Here is a 25400-nt window from a genome sequence, read left to right on the forward strand (position 1 = left end):
GGCACCCCCCCCCCCACTTATAGCGAGTTTTTTTCTCAATGTTTTGTGAGTTAAACCAAAAACCACACGTTTAATTGAGGCTAGTACTGAATCTCCACATCATTCAATGGGTAGGAACAACAGGCCAGAATATAGCCATCATCGACTTCCTTATCGCTAATGCCACCGTTATGCACCATGTGCACATCACCCGATTTCTTTTTCACTTTACAGGTGCCGCAGACACCAAACTGGCACGCGCTCGGGATATTCAAACCCGCTTCTAATGATGTTTCTAATAGGGTAATTTTCTGATTAGAAGGCAATGTTCTCTCAGAGTTTAAGAATGACACCGTAGTCTTTATAGACTCATCCAGAAAGACATCATCATGTGCCACTTTTTCTTCTTCCAGCACTGGCATATCGAAGCTTTCTTCGTGGTAATGACTCATGTCAAAATCAGCAGCAATTAAAATATCACGAACCGTTTGCATAAATATTGCAGGACCACAGCAATAAATTTCCCGTTCGAAAAAGTCAGGCGTGGTTAATTCAAGAATTAATTGGTTAATGCGTCCGGTGTATCCGGTCCATGGAAGGAAGGGTTCACGGTCTTCCACAATCCATGCAATCTGGAAATTAAGAAACCGTGTCGATAGTCTTTCTACCTGTTCTTTGGCGATAATATTTGATGGACTACGTGCGCAGTGGATAAAACTAATGTCTAATTCACCACCACGATCGAATAGGTATTTGGTCATCGATAACATCGGTGTGATACCGCTACCGCCAGAAATAAAGCAGTATTTATCCGCATCGTGATTATACAAATGAAATTCGCCAGCGGGGCCGAAGGCGCGTAACTCCATGCCTAGTTTGAGGTTTTCAAACATCCATTTACTGCCAATGCTGTTTGGATTTAATTTAACCGTTATGGATAAAGATAGCGGTCTGGAAGGGCTGGATGAAATGGTATAGGTGCGGTAAATCTTTTCCCCGGGCATAGGCAATTCGAGTGTAATAAATTGTCCCGGGGCGAAACTAAACCAGTTATTGGTGTGCGTACGAAAAGTGAAGGTGATGACATCATGCGTTTCAGGCACGATATTGATCAGTTTTAACATCGAGCTTTGTGCTTCCCACGGCTGGCTTTGGTCTAAATACAGGTGGGGAATTTTGTTCTGATCAAAACTCGGCTTTTCGATATCTTCTTCATCTTCTTCGGACTTTTTAGAAAAGTTTTTCAGGTTGGCTTTTTGTAACAGGTCAATCGCTGAATTATCGTGGTGTGTCGTCGTATTCTCAAAAAGTGTTGAATCTTGTGGGCTAATCGGGGCTGTCGCTGGAGTATTAGCGGCATTTACTGCTTTTTCCAGGTCGATGGCAGGTGTCAATTCACCTGGAATGGTGGGCGGTAAATCTTCGACATAGACGATTTTGTTATCTGCGTTATGTACTGTGTTATCTGTTTTATCTAAGCTATGTGCATTGAGTACGGCAGATGCTTTTTGCTGGCTGATTTGCTGATACCAGTTGATAAACTGAATGACTCCATCTTCTTGAACAACAGAGTAAGGACCAGGCGTGTAATTAGGTGAGCGAATCCCTTTCTGGTTTTCTTCGACCAGTTCCAAATCTTGCTGGTTAGTCGCTTTCCATACGGCGATTAGAGTCTCTAGGTCATAATCCTTGCCTTCTACAGCGTCTTTATGAACCAGCCATCTTGTGGTTACTTTGGTTCTGTTGGTGCTTAAGGGTGTCACACAAAAGGTGATGCTATGGTCCGATAAAAAATGATTCCAGGTATTTGGATAATGAAAAAATAACAGCGTTCCAAGTTCTTTGTCTGCGGAATCCACCATTAATTTTTTAGACGCTACTTTGCCATCCATGGTGAATGATTCAGCTTCATGCTGTAAAGGCATTCGGGTAACGCGGTATTGTCCGTCATCACTCAGGTGGAATTTTGCAGGAATATTCAAGGTATCGCATTTATCCCAATGCTCTTGAACCATGCCCAGTGTTGGGTCGGATTCATCCGGTATTCCTGTGAAGGAAGGGTCGTCAGAATAAGTACGACAGAGTTCTGGATGACTGCCGGCACAATGGTAACATTCGCGATTATTTTCTAAGACTAATTTCCAGTTACCTTCTTCGATAATGCTGCTTTCGTGGACGATCTTTGCATCGTGTAGTCGATGCTTTTCAAGGTAGGGAGTAACCGTTTTTTTAAATGACTCAAATTCAGGCGCATCATCGCTAAGGCAAAGATAAATGATACCCTCAATGGTTTCGCAATTTACGCTATGTAGTTTATGGTCGTTAGGGTTGAAATCTTCTCCCATATCTTTGGCATATTTCAACTTGCCTGAAAGGTCATAAGTCCATTGATGGTATGGACAGACTAACTGGGATTTTTGCCCCTTATCTTCTTTGCAAAGGCGAGAACCGCGATGTCGGCAGGTGTTATGAAAGGCTTTGACGCTATTGTCTTCAGTGCGTAAAACGATAATATCGTAATCACCAATTTCATAGCGGAAGAAGTCTCCCACATCCGGAATCTGGCAATCGTGTCCGATAAAAATCCATTCGCTATAAAAGAGGTTTTCTAAATCAGCCTGAAAAATATTCTCATCATTATAAAACGCTTGAGGTAAGCTCCAATTGGGTTTGCAGCTTTCTAGATGCTTTAAAAGCTCATTCTGAGGATTATTGATTTTCATGTTATTAGCGCCTGTCTCATCGAAAAATACCATTCACAGAAACACATGTTTTCTAAGCGCTAAATTTAACTATCTGCTTTAGAACGGGACTTAAAACGATAATCAAAATCAAGCTTAAAACCAGGTGTAAAACCAAACTTTAGAATGGGCGTTTCTTGGATATTAAACACACAATTTTTTTTTCGCAATCAGTGAATTTGTGCAGGGCAATATATGCTTTAAAGACGTCGCTTTTGATTAAAAACTTTGAAATTGGTTCATGTTTTCGAATACACCGTTCGTTTCCATCACGTATAGCAATGCCAATGCAGCCGCGATTGCAGTAATGACCGCAAGCCCAATCTTGATAAAGCTATAAGGGCGTTCACCTTGAATGGTGCCGTTACGACCATTGATAACATAGCGGTAGGTTTTACCACGGTATTGAAACGCCGCTGACCAAACAGGTAGCAATACGTGTTTGAAGGTGGTGTCTTGATGTTGCGTATTAACTGCAGAGATACGTTGATGGTCGCCGCCAATGTCGTAACGTATCGACTGCTTGATTTTACGCTCCATAATGTTTTCAGCCTGGAGAAAGCCCTGATCGACAGTAACCTGATAGATTTCACTGCGAAAGCCGCTGATATATTCTTCAGAATAAGGCACCAGGTTATCCAGATCCCACGGCTGTAGGTGATCGATAATGGTTCTGGGTAGGGTTTTGGACGCACCAATCAAGACATCATCAAAATGTAGATCGACTTGTCCACCAACAGGCTTCCAGCGAATTCTTGGAACCGTTCTGACGCGTTGTACACGTTTTCCATTAACAACTGTGGAGTAAACCTGACGATCATAATAGGTGGTGCCGCGTTGTCCACGGTATTGATTGTAGGTTTGGCTATCGTAGGTCCAGTAAGGGAGATAAATCCCCACGAGTTTTTCTTCGCGCTTACTGTGGCTTTTTAAAGAAGAGGGGGCAAACCAGTGACTGCCGATCCATTCATCAAAAATGGCAATGGCCTGTTTTTTCTCAAACTTAAAAGGCAGTAAGGACTTAGGCTCGATAAAGCGTGCGTAACGGGTATCGGTAATAACCGGAGTCGCACAATAGGGGCATTCGCCTGCGTGTTCATGCTGTTTAAAGCTAAATTCTGCACCACAAGAAGGGCATTGAATAACAGCGACGTCGTCCTGGTTTTTGGGATCAATATGTTGCAGGCGATCGAGTTCTTTTAAGGCCTGTTTAAAATCGAATTCTTTGATGGGTTCGACTTTGGTGTCGACAGGATAATGATGACCGCAAGATCGGCATACTAAATCCTGTGAGGAAGGAGAGTAGACCAGATCTGAACCACAGTTCTTACAGCTAAAATGCGCTTGCGAAATGACATGAGCGTCTTCTTTGGCTCGCGCGAAGTTTTTCTTTTCGTCTGTGGTGTTAAGGGGCGTAAATTTCAGCTCCTTGTCGAATAAACTACTCACTACTGTCGAGTCTCATGCCTGATTTTTGTAAATTTCATGAAAAGCTCATGAAATAAAAGGTTAGTGACACCCCCCCACTTATAAGCACTTTTTTTATACAAACAAAATATAAAAAAAACAGGCTATAAGTGGGGGGGTGGCTATGTAGTTATGGTTTTGCCTAATCGTTTGGCTTAATGTTTATCTTATTACTTATATTATTAAGGAATAATCAGTTTACGAATTAGGAAGCTCTGGTGGCTCGGCTTTATCTTCTTCAAATAAACCTTCTAGGGCAGGAATCGATTCGATCGATTTCCATTCTTCCATGCCATCTATCCACGCCAAAGTACCAGGAGAAATTTGCCTATTGGTCGCAAGCTGTTGCAATTCAGTAAGATCAAACGGTCCGGCTGCTTTTCTATCAATTGCTACGTGCCAGTTGGTATCAGGTAATGGCGGTGGAGCAGGGGCTGGATGCGCTTGTGTAGTATGTGTTGGCATTGGAACAGTTGGCTGGGCATTCATATCGTTTGCCATTTTATTCGCCATGGCAAAACCTAGTCCCATTTCAATGGCGCTACCAGCACCACCGCCCGTTGAACCATTTTGCATTGATTCTGCTGCACCAAACTGGATGTATTTATCCAGATTACCGATCATACCCATGCTGGTACGCTTATCGAGTGCTTCTTCAACCGCTGGCGGCAAGGAAATATTCTCAACCAGAACCTTAGTCAGTTCGAGCCCGTAATCTTTAAATTCAGGCGCAATGCGTTGAGTGAGTAATTCACCTAACTGCCCCTGATTACCTGCAAGATCAAGTACCGGAATATCAGAGCTACCAAGGATATCGGTGTAACGCGTCACGATTAAGTTGCGTAACTGACTGCTGATTTCGTCGACGGTAAAGTGACCATCAGTGCCGACGATTTCAGTGATGAATTTTGCGGGGTCATCAATACGGATATTGTAAGTTCCAAAGGTACGTAAACGCACCATATTGAATTCTTTGTCGCGCATCATAATCGGGTTTTTGGTACCCCATTTAAGGTCGACAAACTGACGCGTATTAAAGAAATAAACTTCAGCCTTGAAAGGGCTTTCAAAACCATGATACCAATGCTGAAGCGTAGACAGAATCGGTAAGTTTTTGGTTTCAAGTTCATACAAACCCGGGCCAAGTACGTCTGCTATCTGACCTTCACTGACAAATACCGCGATTTGAGATTCGCGTACCGTTAGTTTTGCGCCGAATTTGATTTCGTTGCCGTAACGTTGAAAACGATAAACCATCGTATCAACACTCGAGTCAGTCCATTCGATAACATCGACAAATTCGCCAAATAACTTATCCCAGATTCCCATGTTTATTCCCTTTGCTATGTGTGTCTAGTTTTACAGTTTATCTCAATTTGATGAGCAATGACTGTGATTAACCTTTAGTAATTGCTTTTGCTGCTTCACCAGCAACTTCATTTACCGGGTTATCAGCGCGTGATTTCGCCGCAACCAAAGCTGCGCGTAACTCACCTTCCATGTGTACGAGTTCTTTCGCTGCTTCTGCACGTTTAGCTTTGCCTTCTTCAGCAATTTTCAAACTGTCGTTGATGGTTTCGATAAGTTGTGTGTTAGCTTTGCGTACTGATTCAATATCGAATACACCGCGTTCCATTTGCTGACGGACTTCGGCATTTGCTGTACGTAAGTTATCCGCATTGCTTTCGAGTAAATCGTTCGTCAGGTCAGTGGCTTTTTTAACCGTTTCTGCCGTATCGCTCATGCGGAAAATGGTAACTGCCTGTGCTAACTGATTTTTCCAGAGTGGCACGGTGTTGATCAGTGTCGAGTTAACCTTATTGATTAAGGTCTTGTCGTTTTCCTGAACCAAACGGATGCTTGGCAGACTCTGCATTGCCACCTGACGGGTTAAACGCAAATCATGTAGTCTACGTTCAAGGTCATCACGCGCGCTGCGTAAATCTCTGACCGCTTGAGCAGCTAGCATATTTTCAGCATCTTCTTCGGCAGCTTTAGCTAACTCAGGGATTTGATTTTCATCGATCATACGAAGTTTTTCATCACCGGCTGCGATATAAAGCTCGAGCTTGTGGAAGTACTCTAAGTTCGCATCGTATAGTTTATCCAACGAGATGATGTCAGTCAGCAATTGCGTCTTTTGCTCTTCCATCTTGTCCGTGATGTTATTGATTTGTTTGCGGACATCTTCGTACTTGCTTAAAAATACAGATACAGGTTTTGCTTTGCCGAATAAACGCGCAAAGAACCCCAATTTTTTATTCGGGTTCAGTTCGTCGATATCGAATCCACGAATTGTAGCAATCATGTCATTAAGTGGTGCACCGGTTTTGCCTAAATCTTTATTACGAACGCCTTCTAGCATGTTCTCAGAGATGGTGCTCATCTCTTCCTGTGCTTTACTACCGAAGAATAAAATGGTGCTTCTATCTTCTACATTAATCTCTGAAATTAACTGATCGATGTCTTTTTTCTCATCACTGTCAGCTTTACTGTAAGCGATGATCTCTTTTGAGATTTCTTTGTATTCTGCGATTTCAGTACCTGGCAGAATCGCTACGTCGGTCGATGTAGCTGTTTGTGTGGTAGTTTCAGACATGAAAAGGTTCCTTTATAAGCGTTGAATTAGTGAGTCAGTTAACGTTGGCAAAATTAGTTATAGAGTGGATAGGTGAGCATTTTTTAACGCTCTTTATTTTTTATCCTTACGTTTTTGTATCTCTCTACGTTTTTATTTGTTCCTGTTTTTTTACGTGTACCTAATGGCTATGTAGCATTTCGCCCGTTTAGGTTTGACTAAATATGTTTTAACTGGGTTTTTAATACTTCTATTTTTACATCAAGATCAAGTTGATCATTTTCTAGCAGCTTTTTGTGCTGCTCTTCGAAGGTTGATTCAATCGAATCCAGTACTTCTTGAAAGTTCTTATCTAACTCGGCGGTTGAAGCATCTTTGCCATGCGTCTTTGCATAGCTTTCAGTGACTCTGGCAGTGCCATCGAGATAGACTTTTAAAAATTTACGCGCGCGGTATAAGTCTTTAGGGTCATCTTCGATGAGTTTTAGAATGTCGCGTGCTTTTTCGATAATACGTCTAAGGTGCTGATCGAATTTGATGTTCTTAATGTCTTTTCGTGCGTTTTCGATAACAGCAATTTTTGCTTCGGCGGCTTCCAGCGCCTCAAACACTTCATCAGGATCAACGCCTAAGGAAATATTACCCGTTTTATCCTGACGCGGGTCAACACCGTAGGCGAGGTAGAAACCAATCAGCGCTACAAAACCAATCAGAATACTGGCTAATAAAGTATAACCAGAAAGCATGAATGCGGTTAAGCCAGTGGTTATGCCTAAGAGTGAAGCAGCGAATGACTTAAACGGCATGCCGGGTGCTTTCGCTAATCGCTTTTGTTTGAAGCGGCTTTCAAGTTTGAAGCCATGGCGTGCGATCACTGCTGTAATCATAAATGCTGCAAATAATGCACCAGCGACAATGCTGGAAAAAACATTGCCTTTGAGTAGATGGATAATCGCACCAATCAAAACCGGTAAAGGCATCAAAAATAGCAAGGTGCCTTTAATACCTGTTTTTACCGTGTTTAAAATCTGGTTTTCAGGATCGTAGCGTGTGGCTTTGGTCATAATGTCTAATGTCTTTGGATGAAAGAGTGTTGAATAATGCTTAGCTCAGATGAAACAGAACTTGAAGAGACACCAGCCCAACAGTGGCTGACAATAAAATAAAGCCGATAATTTTTTGAATAAGATAAGGCATCGATATCCAGTAGTAGAGTGTTTAATAAACGGGTTATTAATAGATTATATAGTGCCTGTACAAGCGTTTATCAAGAGCGTGGCACTAAACAAAACAATTATTACGCTAAAATTTAGTTTACGTGATAGTTAGTTAATAAAACATGAACACAGTTCATTTAAAAATAAACAATAATGAAAATATACCCATTTATGAATCTATTTTCATTGCTTATCTCTTTTTATAATTCAAGTCGTTTTAATTATAGAGTTAAGGTGGCGTTATGGCACTTACATTCAAGCAATTAGTGAATGATGCATTAACCGCTCATATTGAAGAAATCTTTCCATGGGATGTAGAAGAGTTTAGGGCGAAAAACCCCGATACCTTGATGCTGGATATTCGGGAGGATGATGAATTTGATGGTTGCTATATTGAAAACTCATTGCATGTGCCAAGAGGCATTCTGGAGCAAGCTTGTGACTGGGATTATGCTGAAACCGAACCTGACTTAGTCAAAGCCCGAAAGAAACCCATTATCGTTGTCTGTCGTTCTGGAAACCGCAGTGTATTGGCTGCGTTGACCATGACATTGATGGGGTATGAGAAAGTAGTTTCCTTAAAAACAGGCATCAAAGGGTGGAATGATGCGGACTTGCCTTTAATCAACAAAGCGAATGATGTGGTAGACCCTGACTGGGTTGATGAGTTTGTTAATCCGCCAATTAGAAACGATCAGTTAGCGGTTAATAATGCTGACTAGAAATAAGAACTAGAAATAAGAGCTAGAAATAAGGCCTAGTGACTAATCACAAATCACAGTAGTTATGATGAAGTGAATGAAACTAGCATATACATCATCGAAAAAAAGTGCCCCAAAGTAGGGGGGTGATTAAGTCATTTAAACTGAATACAAATAAAGCGTTGTGATGTAGATTGAGCCTCCAAAGAAGCTCAATCTACCGTTAGTAAAACATAATGTATTACTTATTGAATTACTTAAGGTCTAGAAGAATCCTAACGGATCTTCGCTATAACTCACTAACAAGTTTTTAGTTTGCTGGTAGTGATTCAACATCATGCCATGGTTCTCACGCCCGATACCTGACTTCTTGTAACCGCCAAATGCCGCATGCGCAGGATAAAGGTGATAACAATTGGTCCAAACGCGTCCCGCTTGAATAGCTCGTCCCATGCGGTAAGATTTATTCATGTCGCGTGTCCATAAACCTGCACCCAGACCGTACTCAGAATCATTTGCCAGCGCGATGGCTTCTGCTTCATCTTTAAAGGTCGTTACACTGATTACCGGACCAAAAATTTCTTCCTGGAAAACGCGCATATCGTTGGTGCCTTTTAAAACTGTAGGCTCAATATAAAAACCTTTGTTGAGGCTATCATCCGTTAACGCCACGCAACCACCTGTGAGTACTTCAGCACCTTCAGCTTTACCGATTTCAATATAATTCAGGATAATATCGAACTGTTCTTTAGAAACCTGTGCGCCAACCTGCGAGTCGGTATCCAGTGGATTGCCTTGTTTGATGGTTTTCGATTTAGCGATGAGGCGTTCGATAAAATCATCGGCGATGTTTTCCTGCACTAGAATACGCGATGGACAGGTACATACTTCACCTTGATTAAAGAAAGCCAACGCAGCACCTTCTAGACATTTTTCCAGATAAGCGTCTTCATGATTCATGATGTCATCAAAGAAAATATTCGGAGATTTACCACCCAGCTCTACAGTAGATGGGATTAAAGAATCCGCCGCACATTTCAAGATATGTTGACCGACAGCCGTCGACCCCGTGAATGCAATTTTTGAAATGCGTTCTGACGTTGCCAAGGCTTGTCCGGCCTCTTGACCAAAGCCTTGAACCACATTCAACACACCAGAAGGCAATAGATCACCAATGATTTCCATCAATAGGCTAATCGATAAAGGTGTTTGTTCTGCTGGTTTAAGGACGATGCAGTTACCTGCGGCTAATGCAGGTGGTATTTTCCAGGCAGCCATCAATAATGGAAAATTCCATGGGATGATCTGGCCAACAACACCTAATGGCTCGTGATAATGATAAGCAACGGTGGTTTCATCTAATTCACTGATACCGCCTTCTTGCGCACGTATACAACCTGCGAAGTAACGAAAATGATCCGCCGCTAATGGCACATCCGCTGCCATTGTTTCACGGATGCCTTTACCGTTGTCATAGGTTTCTGCAATGGCTAATAGTTCCAGATTTTCTTCAATACGGTCGGCAATTTTTAATAAAATATTAGAACGCTCAGTCACTGACGTTTTGCCCCATGCGTCTTTCGCTGAATGAGCCGCATCTAATGCTAGCTCGATATCCTCAGCTGATGAGCGCGCAACTTCACAATACACCTTGCCATTGACTGGTGAAACATTCTCAAAGTATTGACCTTTTTGCGGCGGAACCCATTCGCCACCAATATAGTTTTCGTAACGTGATTTGAATTGAATCTCGGATTCTGGGGTATTTGGATCTGGGTATATCATGGTTATCCTCATTGTTTTATTTAAAGTTATGACTAAGCGTTTATTATTGTTTTGTACTGCTTAGTTTTTTGGCAAATTTCGCTCGATGAGCGTTGTGTTAGATTTGCTGGTATGTAAATTAGGTGATTATTCGATGCCACACTTATATGAAAATCCTAAAAGGTTTAGTGTGAGTCCTGCCAGTGTGGTTGTGTCATCAGATAAGCCCAGTTTTAAGGAAAACCAGCTATACTCTTTCTTATCCAGTGAGTTAAGAGGAGATCACGATGGAGATGAAGCAACTTAAACGGTTAAGGACCCCGCGAACCTTAATCGAAAATAGAATAAGCTTTGCCGGTCCGAGTTCTGAAGTGAGTATTTACGATACCTATGAATCCGCTAAACGCGTGCGTTTAGATGCGGGCGAATTATTATTCTGTGGCATGATGACCGGACGCAAAATCATGCATTCCCCCAATGAGCCAAAAGGTCAGGAATTTTTACCGCATGAATCCTTTATCATGGCGCCGGGTGAAGTAGTGGCTATCGACTTTCCTGATGCCAGAAGAGATCAGCCAACAACCTGTTTAACGGTTGAGATTTCAAAAGATAAGGTAAGCCGTGTGAGCCAGCGATTGAGTGATTCAATACCTATGCTGGAGTCGGCCAATGACTGGCAATTTGGCTGTCCGATTCTGCATACACATCACTCATCAGAAACACAAAGACTGCTAAATAGACTGACTAAGCTTTTCACTGAGAATCACCCAGATCGGGATACCCTGATTGATCTCAATGTATCTGAATTAATCATTCGCATGCTACGCCATAAAACCCGTGATTTTCTGCTGACGTATTGCAGTAAAGATCCAGAGGCGAATAGTTTGATTGCAGCGCTGGACTGGATTAATAGCACCTTATCCAAGCCGCTCGATATCGATCAACTATGTCGACATGCAGGGATGAGTCGTAGTCGTCTTTATGTGGAATTTAAAGAAAAGCTTGGTTGTTCGCCGGTAGAACTTCAGCAGCAGCTACGTTTGAAGCGCGCCGCAGAAAGAATTAGGGATGGTGAGTCGATAACTGCGATTAGTTATGATCTTGGTTTTAATAACCCCAGCCATTTTTGTTATCGCTTTAAAAACTTCTTTGGCTGTACCGCAACGGAATACAAACAACGAGGTAACGAAGAAGATATAAAGTCTCTATCGTAGCTCCAAAGTAATTCCATAGTTTTTAAAGATCTGAGGCACTTTTGTAAAAAAAGTGCCTCAAAGTAGGGGGGTGACTTATTTAGTTATTTCCTAGCTATTATGTAGTTAAGATGTAGTTATGATCTAGCTATCCAGTACCTACTGGGCGTTTTTTATCTCGAATCCATTCACTCCATGAACCAACATAGAGCTTAGAGCCAGTGATTCCAGCTATTTCCAAGGCGAGCATATTGTGGCAAGCGGTGACGCCAGAGCCACACATATTGACGAGCTGATCATTCTCATTCTGTAACAAATCATCGAATTGCGCTTTTAATTCTGCTGCAGGTAAAAAGCGACCATTGTCATCCAGATTTAATTGAAAGGCTCTATTTATAGCGCCGGGTACACGACCCGCTACCGTGTCTAATGGTTCAGATTCACCTCTATAGCGCTCAGGTGTTCTGGCATCAATCAGGGTGAATGTTTTATCTTCAATATTCTGCAGAACCTGTGCGGTGCTGATAATAGCTTCAGGATCAAGTTCAAAGTTGAATTGATCGGCGTCTGATTTTGCAACAGCGACAGGGATTTCAGTCGTTAGTTTTCGACCTTCTTTAATCCATTGCTGAATGCCACCATCGAGTACCGCAACATTATTAAAACCAAAAGCACGTAATTGCCACCAGAGCCTTCCTGAGTATGCATTGCTAGCATCATCATAAGCGATAACCTGTGTGTTTTTGCCAATACCCCAGGCGTGTAACTTTTGTATGAGTGCATCGAAATCAGGAAGTGGATGACGGCCACTTTCCGGGGTGATTTCTGAGGACAGGTCTTTCTCTAGATGACAGTGAAACGCATTAGGAATATGGTTTTCTTGATAGTTTTTTAAACCCAGACTGCGGTCAATTAATGACGTTCGACAGTCAAAAATGATCCAGTCAGTATTGTCTAAATTATCTTCAAGCGTTTGTGTAGAAACAATGTTCGTGTATTTCATTGATTTTCTCTTGAGTGGTTATTTCAGGTCATAAGGGGATGGCATCGGTTATACCAAAGTGCGAATGCCTTGCTGTGCTGCATTGCACGTTTTACCACACCTAATTCGTGACAAGAATTGAGCACGCCAAAAACACTGCAATCAACGTAATTGGGTTTTTCTCCACCAAAAAATTCATTGCCTTTAAGACCCTCTGTTGTCCAGTGATCAATAGCGGCCAGAAATTCTTTTTCGGCGTCGACAATATTGTATTTATCTTTCATTTTTCGTGCGACTTTAGGCATTGCAATTGCGCCAGCAAAACGAACTACTTTGCCTTTTAACCAGCCAAATTGACCCGGTTTTATAATGCGTTGAAAGTTTCGTAATGACGTTTTGAAATTAGGGTGTATCAAAGGCGGCAAGTAATGTACTAAAGTCTGGTCGATCCAGTCTGTCCATTCTTTGGTTTTATCATCTACAGTAAACTTGGCGTATTTGTTATTGATATGTTCGATGATGGTAGCGGATTCTACAATAACCTCGTCACCGTCTTTTAGTACCGGCACTTTCTTATGGTCAGTAAAATCCAGTTCTTTCATGCCAAACGGAGAGACTTCTATAATCTCGTAAGGTTCTTTGATAAAAGCAAGTAAGGCACGGACTTTGCTGCAAAAAGGGCAAGATTGAAACTGGTAAAGCGTGATCATAAATAAAGTAAACCCAGTGGAAATAAATGAACCTTTCCCAGTTGCATACTCCTTAGTGCTGTATCTTAAGTACTTTTTAATCAGTATTTTAGTGAAGCAGGAGTTTATAAATTGGGATAGTTGTTATTTTAGATAGTAACCTGTTTATTCAGCAATTTGTAATTTTCGTCCGTACTTTTTTCAATCATGTTTAGTTAATTTTTAAACACTTTTAATATCAAGCTATAACAGCAATATTCTCACTTAAAGAGAGCCCTTAAATAGCTTCACTCATCATTTTATTCAGCAGGAAATAATTAATATGATCAAATTATTAACAAGAGCACCATTAATGGTTTTGTTAGCGTTTATGATAACGGCATGTGGCGGCGGCAGTACTAGCTCTGTTGTTAATGCAATTATTGATGCAAACGACGACGTTGTTGATACATTGCCACGTTGGACGATCGGCGACATGAAGTTTGCGGCCAGTAGTTCGAAGAAAAACAGCCTTGCTAATTATGATGTGTTAACCACAACGAGTCTTGGTTTGAATGAAGATGGTGAGATCGTGACTTCGATCGTAGCTCTGTCTTATAAAGACAATGGACCTGGTGTTTACACATTGGTTTCTTCATTGGATCAGTTGCTAACGCGTCAGACAGAGAACCCATTGGGTAACTTCATCCTGATTACTGCATCGATAATTAATATAGCCAATGACTCGACGACGTATAACTCAGATGACAGTGGTTTTGCCAATGTTACTTTAGAAGGTGGTGATTTAGTCTTTAATATTCCTTCACCAGTAGGCCTAATCCGAGGCAGTGGAGATGCATTCCCGCAATTACCTTTTAATATCTTATTTACCTTGATTGATATCTTTGAAGATTTACCGACGCCCTTATTACCTAAGCCAGCAGAGTAATAAACGGTAAAAATCATATAAACAAAAGAAGACAAAAGAAGACAAAACAAAAACGGCCCACTAAATAGTGGGCTGTTTTTGTTTCTATAAGTTGTATTTTTTAAGCTTGTCTTTGTCTAACTACTTCATACAGACATACACCAGTCGCTACCGAAACATTCAAGCTAGACACTTGACCAGCCATTGGGATTGATATCAGTGTATCGCAATGCTCTTCGGTTAAACGACGCAAGCCTTTACCTTCAGCACCCATCACAATCGCGCTCGGTGTTTTGAAATCGTAGGTATATAAGTCACCGGATGATTTATCACTTGTACCAATAAACCAGATACCTTCTTTCTTAAGCTTTTCAATAGTACGAACCAGATTGGTAACTTGAATAAACGGTACAGTTTCGGCTGCGCCAGAAGCCACTTTGCGTGCAGCAGGTGTCAAACCAACCGCGTTGTCTTTCGGTGCAATAACGGCATGTACGCCAGCACCTTCGGCTGTTCTTAAACAAGCGCCTAGATTATGTGGGTCTGTCACGCCATCAAGCACTAAAAGTAGGGGGGTGCCTTCTATATTTTCCAAAATATCGAAAAGATCATCTTCCTGAAAACTCTTCGGTGCATTGTATTCTGCAACCACACCTTGATGCTGATGAGTCTTAGCCAACTTATCTAGACTTGCAGGGTCAGAGCGATGTGCAATTAAGCCACGTTTCTGTGCATGGTTGATTAATTCTTTAACGCGTTGATTGCGTTTGTTTTCTGCAATCCACACTTGAGTAATATTATCTGCATCATTTTTTAGTGCAGATTCAACCGCGTGAATGCCAGTGATCAATGTCTTCATGCTTTATTTGAAACTTCCTAATTGTTGTAAGTTCTGGCTACCAATTGAGCCTTCTTTGTAACAGGAAAACCAGTCAGCAGCATTTGGGATATTTCCCATTTGTTGCTCGGCGGCTTGTGCTGCTTCGCGCGTTTCCCAGTAGACGATATCGGTATACCCGTCGCCAATGGTGTTTTTATGAATATCCCACTGAATAAAACCCGGTTGTTTGCTCATCCAGCTTTCGATGATTTCACCGGCAATATTCAGCAGGTAGGCTTCATCGACGTCGTCGTCTAATTCATAAGTGATAATGTCTTTAAACATATAAATTCCTTATTGTTTGCCTTTTCGCTTAGACGCTAACTTTGCTTTCTTTTTGGATTTTTTCACATTTTTCGGTGTGGTTTTCTTTTTCTTCTTACCAGAAGTCTTCTCGGAGTTTTTCGTGTCTTTTTTCGCGTTTTTCGAATAAGAGCTTCCAGATTTCTTTTTGCGAGGTTTTCTTGATCCTTGATCATGACTATCTTTCGAGTCACCAGAATCAGGAAGTACAAAATCAATCTTACGATCTTCAAGGTCTACACGAGCAACCAGTATTTCTATTGAATCACCCAGGCGGAATGTTTTGCCTGAATTTTCACCTGTCATGGTATGTCGTGCAGCATCGAAGTGGTAATAATCACTCTTCAATGCGGATACATGAACCAGTCCTTCGACAAACACATCATCAAGCTCAACGAATAAACCAAAGCTGGTTACCGTTGAAATAATGCCTTTGAACGTTTCGCCAATCTTATCCTGCATATACTCAGCTTTAAGCCATGACATCACATCACGACTTGCATCATCAGCGCGTTGCTCGCATTGCGAACAGTGTTCGCCAAGCTTTTTCATCGCGGCGTAATCGTATCGATAACCTTTGGCCGTTTTATTTTCCAGAATATGCAAAATCGCACGATGTACCAATAAATCAGGGTAACGTCGAATCGGAGATGTAAAGTGAGCATAGTCTTTTCTGGCAAGACCAAAGTGACGCGTATTATCTGGGTGTTCTTTATCTTCTGGTGCGTATTGTGCGCGACTCATAGAGCGCAACATGACCGTCTGAATCAAACGTGCATCAGGCCGATCTGAAACGCTTCTCAATAACTCGGCATAATCTTTGGGTTGTGGATCATCGCCACCCCCCAACTTTAAGCCCAAACCGTTGAGGAATTCATGAACCTTAGCCAGCTTTTCCGTTTCTGGCCCTGCATGTACACGATGCAATGCTGGAATTTTGTTCTTTTTCAAGAAACGTGCGGCACACATATTTGCGGTAACCATGCACTCTTCGATGATCTTGTGGGCATCGTTACGTGTGGTTGGAATGATGTTTTCTATCTTGCGATTCTCACCAAAAATAATTTGCGTTTCGGTAGTTTCAAAATCAATCGAACCGCGATCATCACGCGCTTTGCGTAATACTTTATAGAGTTTGTAAAGATCATCTAAATGATCAATGATCGGCGCATATTCATTGCGTAAATCAGCATTCTGATCAACGACCATAGCCGCCATTTTGTTATAGGTTAGGCGCGCAGCAGAATTCATAACCGCGTTATAAAAGCGGTAATCTGTGACTTCACCATTTCCATCAATCGTGGCTTCACATACCATACACAGGCGATCAACTTTGGGGTTAAGCGAACACAAACCGTTAGAGATTTTCTCTGGCAGCATCGGAATCACTTCCGCAGGGAAGTAGACCGAAGTAGCGCGTTCAATCGCTTCTTTGTCTAATTCAGTACCTGGTCGAACGTAGTGTGAAACATCAGCGATCGCGACTGTAAGTACCCAGTTACCTTGCTGGTTTTGTTCACAGTAAACCGCGTCATCAAAGTCACGCGAATCTTCACCATCTATCGTAACTAATGGCATTTTGCGTAAATCAACACGGCCTTTTTTATCTTCTTCTAACACCTCATCGCTGAGTTTGTCAGTTTCGGTTTTAACACCTTCAGGCCACACATGCGGTAAATCGTGCGATCGCAATGCGATATCGATTTCCATACCCGGTGCCATGTGGTCACCCAGTGTTTCAATAATTTTACCGATTGCCTGATGTCTAGAGGTTGGATGTTCAACAATACGCGCAACCACAATCTGGCCGCTTTTAGCATCGCCACTGTTTTCGGGTGGGATCAGAATGTCTTGTGCGATACGTGAATTATCGGGTGTTACAAAACCCAAACCACTTTCGACAAAATAACGACCGACAACAGACTCGGTATTATTTTCTAAAACTTCGATAACTGCGCCTTCGCGACGACCTCTACGGTCGATACCGGTAACGCTGGCAAGTACCTTATCGCCATGCATGACCTTGCGCATTTGTTTGCCGTGCAAGTACAGATCGTCAGAGCCATCTTCAGGGATTAAAAAGCCAAAACCATCAGGGTGTCCTTGAACACGACCTGCTATTAAATCGGCTTTGGTAGTTGGTACGTATTTTTTACCGCGATTAAATAAAATCTGGCCGTCGCGCTCCATAGCGCGTAAACGGAACTTCATTGCATCGAGGTCTGGTTGTTCGGTGACGCCGAGAGCATCGGCTAATTCGTTGAATCCCATCGGGTGGCCCGTTTTGTCCATGACATCGAGCATTAACTCACGGCTTGGGATAGGGCGATCGTATTTTTTCGCCTCGCGTTCTTTGTGCGGATCTTTATAATTTTTCATGAGGCGCATTCTACGCCTTTTTAATGATAATTTATCTAATTAAAGTCAAAAAATAATAACGTTTAAATTATTCAATAAAACGAGTTTGGGATTAGCTGAGATTAGCCTAATATTTGATGTAATGTCTGGCTTAGACTTGAATGACTCTTCTATAATTGACGAGCGTAGAACGTATCTTGTGTTTCTGCATACATTCGAGAATTTGAAATATCATTCACATTGTATCCAAGAATCTCCAATACAGTGTCACTGCAAATGATATTGGCGTATATGGAAAGGGGAAACTTCATGTTTTGAATAAAAGAGTATCGTTTAACACGAGTTTCCTTAAGCTCTAAAATAGCTTCAAATCCTCTTTTCTGACCAAGAGCAGCAGCCTTTACCTCGCCATCTTCTAAAATGATTTGGCACGATTGATTCTTATCCGTGGTAATAAAAACAGTACCTGTACTACCTGAACGACAAAATTTGAAGAGGCAGGTTTCTAAATGATTTGAATCGATAATTTGGTGCGTTTGCATGTGTATTTTCAGTCTCCAAAAACGTCAATTCTCAGTAAAAAAAGAGTAACGTTAAATAATTGAATCAACACGGATAATTATAATTTTTATATTGCTTATCGCATTGATACTGACTGTAAGTGGTGTGAGGTTAAACCTTGTTCGAAGTACCAGACTAACGGTACTAAAATAGTTAATTTAAACTGAACTGCAGTGATTTCAAATCTAAGGTGTAGGTTTTAAGTTGAATTGACTGACGTTTAATGGAACGGATTTGCTGCTCTGATTATCTATTGGTATACGCTCTGGCGAAGCGCTTGCCTAATTCCAGCTGGCCTTGTGTATCGTAATGAACATGGTCATAAATTTTCCCCAGACCATTAGTCGATACCAGTTTCACACCGGGTAGGGTTCTTTGCGTATTAACCTGCGCTTGTTGCACGGTATCGAGCATAAAGAATGCAGGGTCTTCGGGATTCACTTCACCCATGATGAACACGCTACGCGGCGAATCTAATTGTCTTCTCACGCCTGTGATAAAGCGTTTAAGATTTGATTCGTAGTTGTAAGCATTATGTTCTGAACGCGCATCGCGTTCGCCTTGCATCCAGATCACTGCATCTACTTTTGTATTTACAATATTATTGCTTTGTGTGCCGACTTTAACAAAACCGCGTTGGCGTAATAAACCTGCGAATAAACCAGAACCGGGCAACCATTGATTGATCGAGCTGCCTGTCGCCACATGTTTAATAATAATGTGTTTATCGTTGGGGAAAGCACGGGAAATGGCATGGGCAAAACTCACTTCAGGACCGAAGTGTGAAAACTTTGCCAACTCACGTTTACGACCTTGGTAATAAAACTCAACATTACTAGGCTGGCGTTTTAAAAATGCTGGTAATTGATGTGTTTTGCCTTTGCCCATCATGTTCGATTGGCCGGCTAAAATATACACTCTTTCCTTGGCGGATAGATTACTTGAAACAAGTAACGACAGCGAAAAGACAAGCGCGAATGCAAATAGATAAGTAAATGACTTACCTTGAGTTTTTTGAAATGACATAATTTGTTTTATTCTTAATTAGCTAAGTATTTTAGTTCTTATGCCATCCACTTCGACATGTAAGTTATTCTTGAATAAGCCTAAGGGTATTTTGAGCTTCCTTTAGTTCAAGATTACTGATATCTGACATAAAAACAAGGTAATATTGGTTTTCATGAGAACCCTAAATCCCTACGAAATTCCCTTATGCTCAATAAATTTAATAGAAGCCAGCGCGGGCACGGGTAAATCGTGGACTGTAACCTTGCTGTTCCTTCGTTTGATACTCGAAAAGAATCTCACAGTTGACCAGATTTTAGTCGTAACGTTCACCGAAGCGGCTACCAAAGAACTGCGAGACGATGTGCGTCAAAGATTAGTCGGCGCATTAGCGGCATTTAAAGCAATCAACGAACACGGCCTGACAGATGCACTTAAAAAAGAATATGGCGAAGTATTGGAACTCATCGAACGTGAATCTGATTACGAAGAAGCAATTCGCCGTCTAAATCGGGCCAAGCTCAGCCTTGATGAAGCCGCGATATTTACCATCCACGGTTTCTGCCAACGCACCTTGAGTGAAAATGCTTTCGAAGCAGGGCTACCGTTTGAAAGCGAACTAATGGATGATGACAGTGAGTTAATGCAAAAACTCACGGATGATTTTTGGCGTAGGTATACCGACAACGCACCGAAATCATTAATCTTCAAATTACACCAGAAAAGTGTCACGCCCGACTCATTACTCAAAGATATTAGAAATGCTGTGGGTAAACCGTATCTTGAATTATGCGGTCCAGAAAACAATGTAAATGGCTCAAATGACGCTAGCTCGAATGAAAGTAAAAAAACAGACAAATGGGACATTCTGGAACAAGGCTTGCAGAACATTGTTAAACAATGGCAAACAGAGGGTGCTGAAATCACCCAAATATTATTAGAAGATAAAAACTTAAACGGTAATAAATTCAGGAAACCCACGGTTGCAAAGTTATGCAACGAAATGAATCAAATTAAAGCCTTGTTTGATATCAATGCAGATTTCATAGAAAGCGCACAGAAATTTAAACGCTCATATATAGAGACAGGGACTAAAGCAAAATGCACCCCGCCAGAACACAGCTTTTTCTCTGCATGGGAAATTTTTTCAGAACTTTGGGAGCAACTTAATAAAGGCTCAGATGATTTTCTCAATAACACCCGCATCGAGCTACTGAGATATTTACAAGAAGAACTCCCGAAAGAGAAAAAACGCCTCGGTGTTTTATCCTTCGATGACCTGCTATTACAGCTGCAACAGGCGTTAAAAACCAACCCACAACTGGCGATAGATTTACGCAAGAAATATCAAGCTGCACTGATTGATGAATTTCAGGATACGGACCCGATACAATACGATATTTTTAGTACTATTTATAATGATCCGCACACACAGGATAACGCTGTTTTCTTAGTTGGTGATCCGAAGCAGGCGATTTATAGTTTCCGTGGTGGCGACATTCACACCTATCTAAAAGCCAAAGCCGATACGGATGAAAGCAATCATCACACACTTAAAACTAACTGGCGTTCGCATGACAAATTAATCTCTGCGTTTAATACCTTATACGCTCAGTCTGATAATCCCTTTCAGGATGAAGGCATCGAATACGTGCAGGTCAAGTCGGGAAAAGACCTCAATGATATTCAAGCACCAGAGGCGCGAACTCCATTGCAACTGTGGCGCTTTAATCAAACGCCTGGCGAAAAACCTGATGGCAAACTAGAACCTCAATCAGCCGATGCTATCCGCAAAGGAATCGCCGATGCAGTAGCGGGTGATATTGCAGAATTACTCAATGCATCCAATCAGGGTAAGGCATGCATTGAAGGCAAGCCCATCGGTGGTGGAGATATCGCGATTTTAATCCGCTCGCACACGCAAGGCGATATGATCAAAGCAGCGCTTAATCAACGTAAAATCGCCAGTGTGCAAAGTAGTAAGCAAAGTATTTTCGAAACCCACGAAGCGGTAGAAATTCATCGATTACTCACGGCGATTGCTGATCCACAACGCGAAGACAATGTGCGCCGTGCCTTAGTCACCGAACTTATGGGTTATCAAGCGCAGGACTTGTTAGATTTAGAGTCAGACAGCAATGCCTGGGAAGAGATTCTATTGTTATTCCAAAACTGGCAATACCAATGGAAGCATCATGGCTTTCTACCGATGATGCGCGCCTTGATGAAATCACAAAACACGCATCAGCATCTGCTCAACTTTATGGATGGCGAACGCCGCATAACCAATACTTTGCACCTCGCAGAAATCATCCATCAAGCGGTTCGTAAGAAATCATTAAGTATCGAAGAAGTGCTGTTGTGGTTGAAACAGCGTCAAGAAAACAGCAGCGCCACAGAAAGTGAATTGCGTTTAGAAAGCGATGAAAACCTCGTCAAAATCGTCACCATTCACAAATCAAAAGGTCTGGAATACCCCATCGTCTATTGCCCCTATGTCGGATTAAGCCCGAAAGCGAATAGCGATAAAATATTCACCTTTCACAAAGACGAACGCAGTTATCTAGAAATTGGCTCATCAGAAAGTGATGAGCATAAAGAACTAAAAAAACAGGAAGAACTGGCAGAAGACACACGCCTATTATATGTGGCATTAACTCGCGCAAAATATCAGTGTAATATTGTGGTGTTCCCAGAAACCATCAGTGGCAGTCCCGATCGTTCTGCACTGGGTTGGTTACTCACCAATGGTAAAAGTAATCCGTCCGGTTCTGGCAAAGCAGAAAAAGAACAGAAAGCCGAATTTAAACTGGCGTACGAGCAAAACTTACTGAAACTCGAAACGGTTGGTAACGGCAATATCTCACTCGATGATTTGCCCGAGTATCCACAGGATTTGGTGTATCAGCCGATTGAAACAAATCAAACCCTAACAGCCCGTGAATTTACCGCCGAGATTAAATCACAAGCGCAAATCACCAGCTTTAGTGGCTTGACCGCTGGCGCACACGCCGAAACGCCCGATTACGACAGTTTTGTCGAAATCAATAATAAACAAATAGCGCAGGCGGATGACAGCGCAGAAAATATCGTAGAAGCCTTTCCCAAAGGCGCAACTGCGGGTACTGCCTTGCACGAAATTTACGAGAATATCGACTTCACCCAGCCACTGGAAGAGCAAACAGAAACCTTCGATAGAATCCTCGAAAAATACAGCTTCGAAGAAAAGCACAAACAAGCCGCGATGCGTTTGATTGGGGAAAGCATTGAGGCTGAACTACATCAGAATCATGCGTCAGCAGAAACCGAAACCCTGTCACTTAATAAGCTGAGTAAAGCGCAACGTCTGGATGAGATGGAATTCTATCTGCCACTCGAACGACTCGATATCGAAAAGCTAAAACAAACCTTATTTCAGCATTTACCGGTTGATGAAGAATCCGACCCAACACCGAAGTGGCGTCAAATCCGCGAAGCAGTAGACACCTTGTATTTCGAAGAAGTTGAGGGCTATCTAAAAGGCTTTATCGACCTGATTTTCGAATACAATGGCAAATACTATCTGGCGGATTACAAATCCAATACGCTTGAAGACTATGCGCCCGAAAAGCTCTTCACGCCAATGGCTGAGGCGCATTACTATCTGCAATACCTCATCTACTGCGTGGCGTTGCATCGCTATTTAGAACAGCGTTTACCCGGCTATCAATGGGAAACACATTTCGGTGGCGCGTATTACCTGTTTATTCGTGGCATGACAAAAACTGAGCAAGTGGATCAGGACTCACAAAAAAGTGCCTCAAAGTGGGGGGGTGTGTTTTACCATAAACCGAGCCTCGATTTGATTAATGCATTAGATGGTTTGTTTATGCGTTTACCTAGCCACAACGTACAGCCCGAAACACAGGAGGCAAGCTAATGTCAGAGCAACTCTCCATGTTCGGTGATTCCGCTGATTCGAAAAAGGACGCAAGTGACGTACTGCCAGAAACAGTAGAAACACCATCGACAAATTTGCAGCAACAAGCTCCACCAGAAGCAGAAGAATACGAAGCACTAGACAAGCAACTTGCAGAACTCATGCAAGAGCTAAACAGCTCGAAAGATAAAGAAAGCGACTTACAAATAGCACAAAACAAAGTAATCAAACGCTGCACTTTAGAGATCAGCAAACACACCCGCGAAGGTCAAATTGCGATTCCGGTATCAGAAGAAGATCAAGCCGTATTACTGCAAACTAATGTCGGTGGCGAAGCAGGGGATTACAAACCACTGATAATTGATCAGGGCTATTTGTACCTTCGACGTTACTGGCAATACCAAAACCAACTGGCGAAACAAATACGCGCGCGTATGACGGTTGATGAAGATATTGATTCCAATACCAAGTCGTCAAATCAGGATAGCTGGGCGCAACAACGGCTTGATGAATTGTTCTCTGACGATGAAGATAGTGAAAACGAAAAAGAGTCAAAAGAAATCAATTGGCAACGCCGCGCTGTAGAACTGGCATTAAAACATCAATTCCTGATTGTCTCAGGTGGCCCGGGCACAGGTAAAACAACCACGATAACGCGTTTATTGGCATTATTGATTGAACAGCATTTGTCACCATCAGATGAAAAAACTGCTCCAAAGGTGGGGGGTGGCTTAACAAATAGTTTCAAGGTTTTATTAGCCGCGCCAACCGGTAAAGCGGCGATTCGTATGCTCGATTCGATTCGCGATGCGCAAGCAGGTCTGGGTTTGACAGAAGATGCAGCGGCACTCATGCCCAGCGAAGCCAGCACCATCCACAAACTACTTGGCTACCAACACGGCAGCGTAAATTTCAAACACAATCGTAATAACCCACTGAATGCCGATGTAGTATTGGTCGATGAAGCCTCGATGATCGATATCGCGCTTATGTCTAAACTTGTCGAAGCCGTTCCCGCTCATGCGAAACTGATTCTCATCGGCGATAAAGATCAACTCTCATCCGTAGAAACAGGCTCGGTATTTGCCGATATGTGTAGCGGATTAGAAGAGGATAAAAGCGAGCACTTGGTGACGTTAAAGAAAAACTGGCGCTTCTCCAAAGACAGCGACATTGGACAAAGCGCGATAGCCGCCAATCAGGGTGATAGCAGGAAATTACTCAGCTTACTCAAAGATAGCAACAGTGAGAATTGTAAACTTATCGCACCAGATACATTAAGGGATGCTGAACTCATCAAACCATGGCGAATGTATATCGACGTTATCAATAATCCAGACGCTAGCTACGATGAAATTTTTCAGGCATTCAATCAATACCGAGTGTTATGCGCTTTACGTCGCGGACCAAATGGCAGCGTGAATATGAGCAGTCGCATCGAAACCGCACTGGCAAAACAGAATCAGATACACTTCCGTAAAAAGTTCTCGAACAATAACCAAAGCTGGTATCACGGTCGTCCCATTATGATTACCCAAAACAGTTATGGCAAAGGTCTGTTTAATGGCGATACCGGAATCACCCTGATTAGAGATGGCGAAGTAAAAGTGTATTTTCCTTCAGCTGACAAATCAGGAGAACACGCATACAAAAGCTTCTCTCCAGTGCGACTACCCGCACACGAAACCACATGGGCGATGACCATCCATAAAAGCCAGGGCTCAGAATTTAATCAAGTCGTTTTGATATTGCCACACGAAGAAATGCCGCTGCTAACAAGACAATTAATTTATACCGGAATCACCCGTGCAAAAGAGCAGGTGAGTATTGTGGCGAGTGAGAGTGTGTTGGTAACTGGGGTTAAGGCTGAGGTGGTTAAGGCGACTCGGATAGAGCAATCATTATCGAACGCATAACATGAAATATATTCTTGTTATTGCACTAGGCACAATAGTCATTGGTTCTTTATTAACTTTCGGTGTGTATTTTATTTTCGGAGAAAATTTAGGATACTTTTTTGTGAAATTTATAGCCGTTCCGACTGGCGCTATTCTCTCACTATTCCTATTTGTGGCTTATGATACCTTATGGCCTAAAAAGTAATAAAAAATCTGTTTTCTAAATAGATTAGGCATCAGCTGTTTTCACAGCCGATG

General features: G+C 42.1%; 19 protein-coding genes. 6 read left to right on the top strand and 13 right to left on the bottom strand.

Features of this window, described 5'->3' with window-relative positions:
- Positions 1-80: 80 nt before the first annotated feature.
- The 5 genes from OO007_RS17345 to OO007_RS17365 form a co-directional block, all read right to left on the bottom strand.
- The gene (locus OO007_RS17345; protein WP_325809743.1) at positions 81-2702 is read right to left on the bottom strand and encodes an SRPBCC family protein; all 2622 of its coding nucleotides are present in this window, start codon (positions 2700-2702) and stop codon (positions 81-83) included.
- A gap of 237 nt (positions 2703-2939) precedes the next feature.
- Positions 2940-4169: a Trm112 family protein gene (locus tag OO007_RS17350; protein ID WP_325809744.1), complete on the bottom strand. Its 1230-nt coding sequence runs from the start codon at positions 4167-4169 to the stop codon at positions 2940-2942.
- A 216-nt stretch (positions 4170-4385) separates the two neighbouring features.
- A complete protein-coding gene (locus OO007_RS17355; RefSeq protein ID WP_131906406.1) occupies positions 4386-5516 on the bottom strand; it encodes an SPFH domain-containing protein in 1131 nt (376 codons plus the stop codon).
- Between the two features lie 67 nt (positions 5517-5583).
- Positions 5584-6786, bottom strand: coding sequence for a toxic anion resistance protein (locus OO007_RS17360; protein WP_131906405.1), 1203 nt, complete (start codon positions 6784-6786; stop codon positions 5584-5586).
- Between the two features lie 197 nt (positions 6787-6983).
- Positions 6984-7829: a 5-bromo-4-chloroindolyl phosphate hydrolysis family protein gene (locus OO007_RS17365; protein WP_325809745.1), complete on the bottom strand. Its 846-nt coding sequence runs from the start codon at positions 7827-7829 to the stop codon at positions 6984-6986.
- 395 nt (positions 7830-8224) lie between these two features.
- Here OO007_RS17365 and OO007_RS17370 point away from each other — a divergent pair, with 395 nt between their 5' ends.
- The gene (locus tag OO007_RS17370; RefSeq protein WP_325809746.1) at positions 8225-8704 is read left to right on the top strand and encodes a rhodanese-like domain-containing protein; all 480 of its coding nucleotides are present in this window, start codon (positions 8225-8227) and stop codon (positions 8702-8704) included.
- A gap of 243 nt (positions 8705-8947) precedes the next feature.
- On the opposite strand, the gene exaC is transcribed toward OO007_RS17370, so the two are convergent.
- A complete protein-coding gene (gene exaC, locus OO007_RS17375; protein ID WP_325809747.1) occupies positions 8948-10468 on the bottom strand; it encodes an acetaldehyde dehydrogenase ExaC in 1521 nt (506 codons plus the stop codon).
- Positions 10469-10553: 85 nt separating this feature from the next.
- Between exaC and OO007_RS17380 the strand changes: the two genes are divergently transcribed.
- A complete protein-coding gene (locus OO007_RS17380) occupies positions 10554-10754 on the top strand; it encodes a hypothetical protein (RefSeq protein ID WP_325809748.1) in 201 nt (66 codons plus the stop codon).
- Positions 10741-11661 carry a helix-turn-helix domain-containing protein gene (locus OO007_RS17385; RefSeq protein ID WP_325809749.1) on the top strand — a complete coding sequence of 307 codons (921 nt, stop codon included), beginning with the start codon at positions 10741-10743 and terminating at the stop codon, positions 11659-11661. Before OO007_RS17380 ends, OO007_RS17385 begins: the two co-directional genes overlap by 14 nt.
- Before the next feature lie 127 nt (positions 11662-11788).
- Here OO007_RS17385 and OO007_RS17390 read toward each other — a convergent pair whose 3' ends face one another.
- Positions 11789-12643, bottom strand: coding sequence for a sulfurtransferase (locus OO007_RS17390; RefSeq protein ID WP_325809750.1), 855 nt, complete (start codon positions 12641-12643; stop codon positions 11789-11791).
- A 23-nt stretch (positions 12644-12666) separates the two neighbouring features.
- Positions 12667-13332, bottom strand: coding sequence for a glutathione S-transferase N-terminal domain-containing protein (locus OO007_RS17395; RefSeq protein ID WP_325809751.1), 666 nt, complete (start codon positions 13330-13332; stop codon positions 12667-12669).
- A 301-nt stretch (positions 13333-13633) separates the two neighbouring features.
- On the opposite strand from OO007_RS17395, the gene OO007_RS17400 reads away from it, so the two are divergent.
- A complete protein-coding gene (locus OO007_RS17400; protein ID WP_325809752.1) occupies positions 13634-14239 on the top strand; it encodes a hypothetical protein in 606 nt (201 codons plus the stop codon).
- Between the two features lie 100 nt (positions 14240-14339).
- On the opposite strand, the gene rlmB is transcribed toward OO007_RS17400, so the two are convergent.
- The 5 genes from rlmB to OO007_RS17425 form a co-directional block, all read right to left on the bottom strand.
- A complete protein-coding gene (rlmB, locus tag OO007_RS17405) occupies positions 14340-15077 on the bottom strand; it encodes a 23S rRNA (guanosine(2251)-2'-O)-methyltransferase RlmB (RefSeq protein ID WP_131906397.1) in 738 nt (245 codons plus the stop codon).
- Between the two features lie 3 nt (positions 15078-15080).
- Positions 15081-15383 carry an antibiotic biosynthesis monooxygenase family protein gene (locus tag OO007_RS17410; protein WP_131906396.1) on the bottom strand — a complete coding sequence of 101 codons (303 nt, stop codon included), beginning with the start codon at positions 15381-15383 and terminating at the stop codon, positions 15081-15083.
- 9 nt (positions 15384-15392) lie between these two features.
- A complete protein-coding gene (rnr, locus tag OO007_RS17415) occupies positions 15393-17780 on the bottom strand; it encodes a ribonuclease R (RefSeq protein WP_325809753.1) in 2388 nt (795 codons plus the stop codon).
- A 149-nt stretch (positions 17781-17929) separates the two neighbouring features.
- Complete coding sequence (locus OO007_RS17420; RefSeq protein WP_325809754.1) at positions 17930-18301, bottom strand: hypothetical protein; 372 nt, start codon at positions 18299-18301, stop codon at positions 17930-17932.
- 265 nt (positions 18302-18566) lie between these two features.
- Positions 18567-19346: a sialate O-acetylesterase gene (locus OO007_RS17425; RefSeq protein ID WP_325809755.1), complete on the bottom strand. Its 780-nt coding sequence runs from the start codon at positions 19344-19346 to the stop codon at positions 18567-18569.
- Positions 19347-19500: 154 nt separating this feature from the next.
- Here OO007_RS17425 and recB point away from each other — a divergent pair, with 154 nt between their 5' ends.
- Together recB and recD are read left to right on the top strand one after the other, a co-directional pair.
- Positions 19501-23244 carry an exodeoxyribonuclease V subunit beta gene (gene recB, locus OO007_RS17430; RefSeq protein WP_325809756.1) on the top strand — a complete coding sequence of 1248 codons (3744 nt, stop codon included), beginning with the start codon at positions 19501-19503 and terminating at the stop codon, positions 23242-23244.
- Positions 23244-25160, top strand: a complete 1917-nt coding sequence (gene recD / locus OO007_RS17435; RefSeq protein WP_325809757.1) for an exodeoxyribonuclease V subunit alpha — start codon at positions 23244-23246, stop codon at positions 25158-25160. The genes recB and recD overlap by 1 nt, the downstream gene beginning before the upstream one ends.
- Positions 25161-25400 lie beyond the last annotated feature (240 nt).

Origin of the sequence: Cocleimonas sp. KMM 6892 (assembly GCF_035798195.1) — a bacterium.
In the GTDB taxonomy this organism is placed as follows: Bacteria; Pseudomonadota; Gammaproteobacteria; order Thiotrichales; family Thiotrichaceae; genus Cocleimonas; species Cocleimonas flava.

Bases quoted from the DNA above. Each gene is read 5' to 3' on its own strand.
- OO007_RS17345 (WP_325809743.1), bottom strand. From the start codon at position 2,702: ATGAAAATCAATAATCCTCAGAATGAGCTTTTAAAGCATCTAGAAAGC.
- OO007_RS17355 (WP_131906406.1), bottom strand. From the start codon at position 5,516: ATGGGAATCTGGGATAAGTTATTTGGCGAATTTGTCGATGTTATCGAA.
- OO007_RS17360 (WP_131906405.1), bottom strand. From the start codon at position 6,786: ATGTCTGAAACTACCACACAAACAGCTACATCGACCGACGTAGCGATT.
- OO007_RS17365 (WP_325809745.1), bottom strand. From the start codon at position 7,829: ATGACCAAAGCCACACGCTACGATCCTGAAAACCAGATTTTAAACACG.
- OO007_RS17370 (WP_325809746.1), top strand. From the start codon at position 8,225: ATGGCACTTACATTCAAGCAATTAGTGAATGATGCATTAACCGCTCAT.
- exaC (WP_325809747.1), bottom strand. From the start codon at position 10,468: ATGATATACCCAGATCCAAATACCCCAGAATCCGAGATTCAATTCAAA.
- OO007_RS17380 (WP_325809748.1), top strand. From the start codon at position 10,554: ATGAGCGTTGTGTTAGATTTGCTGGTATGTAAATTAGGTGATTATTCG.
- OO007_RS17385 (WP_325809749.1), top strand. From the start codon at position 10,741: ATGAAGCAACTTAAACGGTTAAGGACCCCGCGAACCTTAATCGAAAAT.
- OO007_RS17390 (WP_325809750.1), bottom strand. From the start codon at position 12,643: ATGAAATACACGAACATTGTTTCTACACAAACGCTTGAAGATAATTTA.
- OO007_RS17395 (WP_325809751.1), bottom strand. From the start codon at position 13,332: ATGATCACGCTTTACCAGTTTCAATCTTGCCCTTTTTGCAGCAAAGTC.
- OO007_RS17400 (WP_325809752.1), top strand. From the start codon at position 13,634: ATGATCAAATTATTAACAAGAGCACCATTAATGGTTTTGTTAGCGTTT.
- rlmB (WP_131906397.1), bottom strand. From the start codon at position 15,077: ATGAAGACATTGATCACTGGCATTCACGCGGTTGAATCTGCACTAAAA.
- OO007_RS17410 (WP_131906396.1), bottom strand. From the start codon at position 15,383: ATGTTTAAAGACATTATCACTTATGAATTAGACGACGACGTCGATGAA.
- rnr (WP_325809753.1), bottom strand. From the start codon at position 17,780: ATGAAAAATTATAAAGATCCGCACAAAGAACGCGAGGCGAAAAAATAC.
- OO007_RS17420 (WP_325809754.1), bottom strand. From the start codon at position 18,301: ATGCAAACGCACCAAATTATCGATTCAAATCATTTAGAAACCTGCCTC.
- OO007_RS17425 (WP_325809755.1), bottom strand. From the start codon at position 19,346: ATGTCATTTCAAAAAACTCAAGGTAAGTCATTTACTTATCTATTTGCA.
- recB (WP_325809756.1), top strand. From the start codon at position 19,501: ATGAGAACCCTAAATCCCTACGAAATTCCCTTATGCTCAATAAATTTA.
- recD (WP_325809757.1), top strand. From the start codon at position 23,244: ATGTCAGAGCAACTCTCCATGTTCGGTGATTCCGCTGATTCGAAAAAG.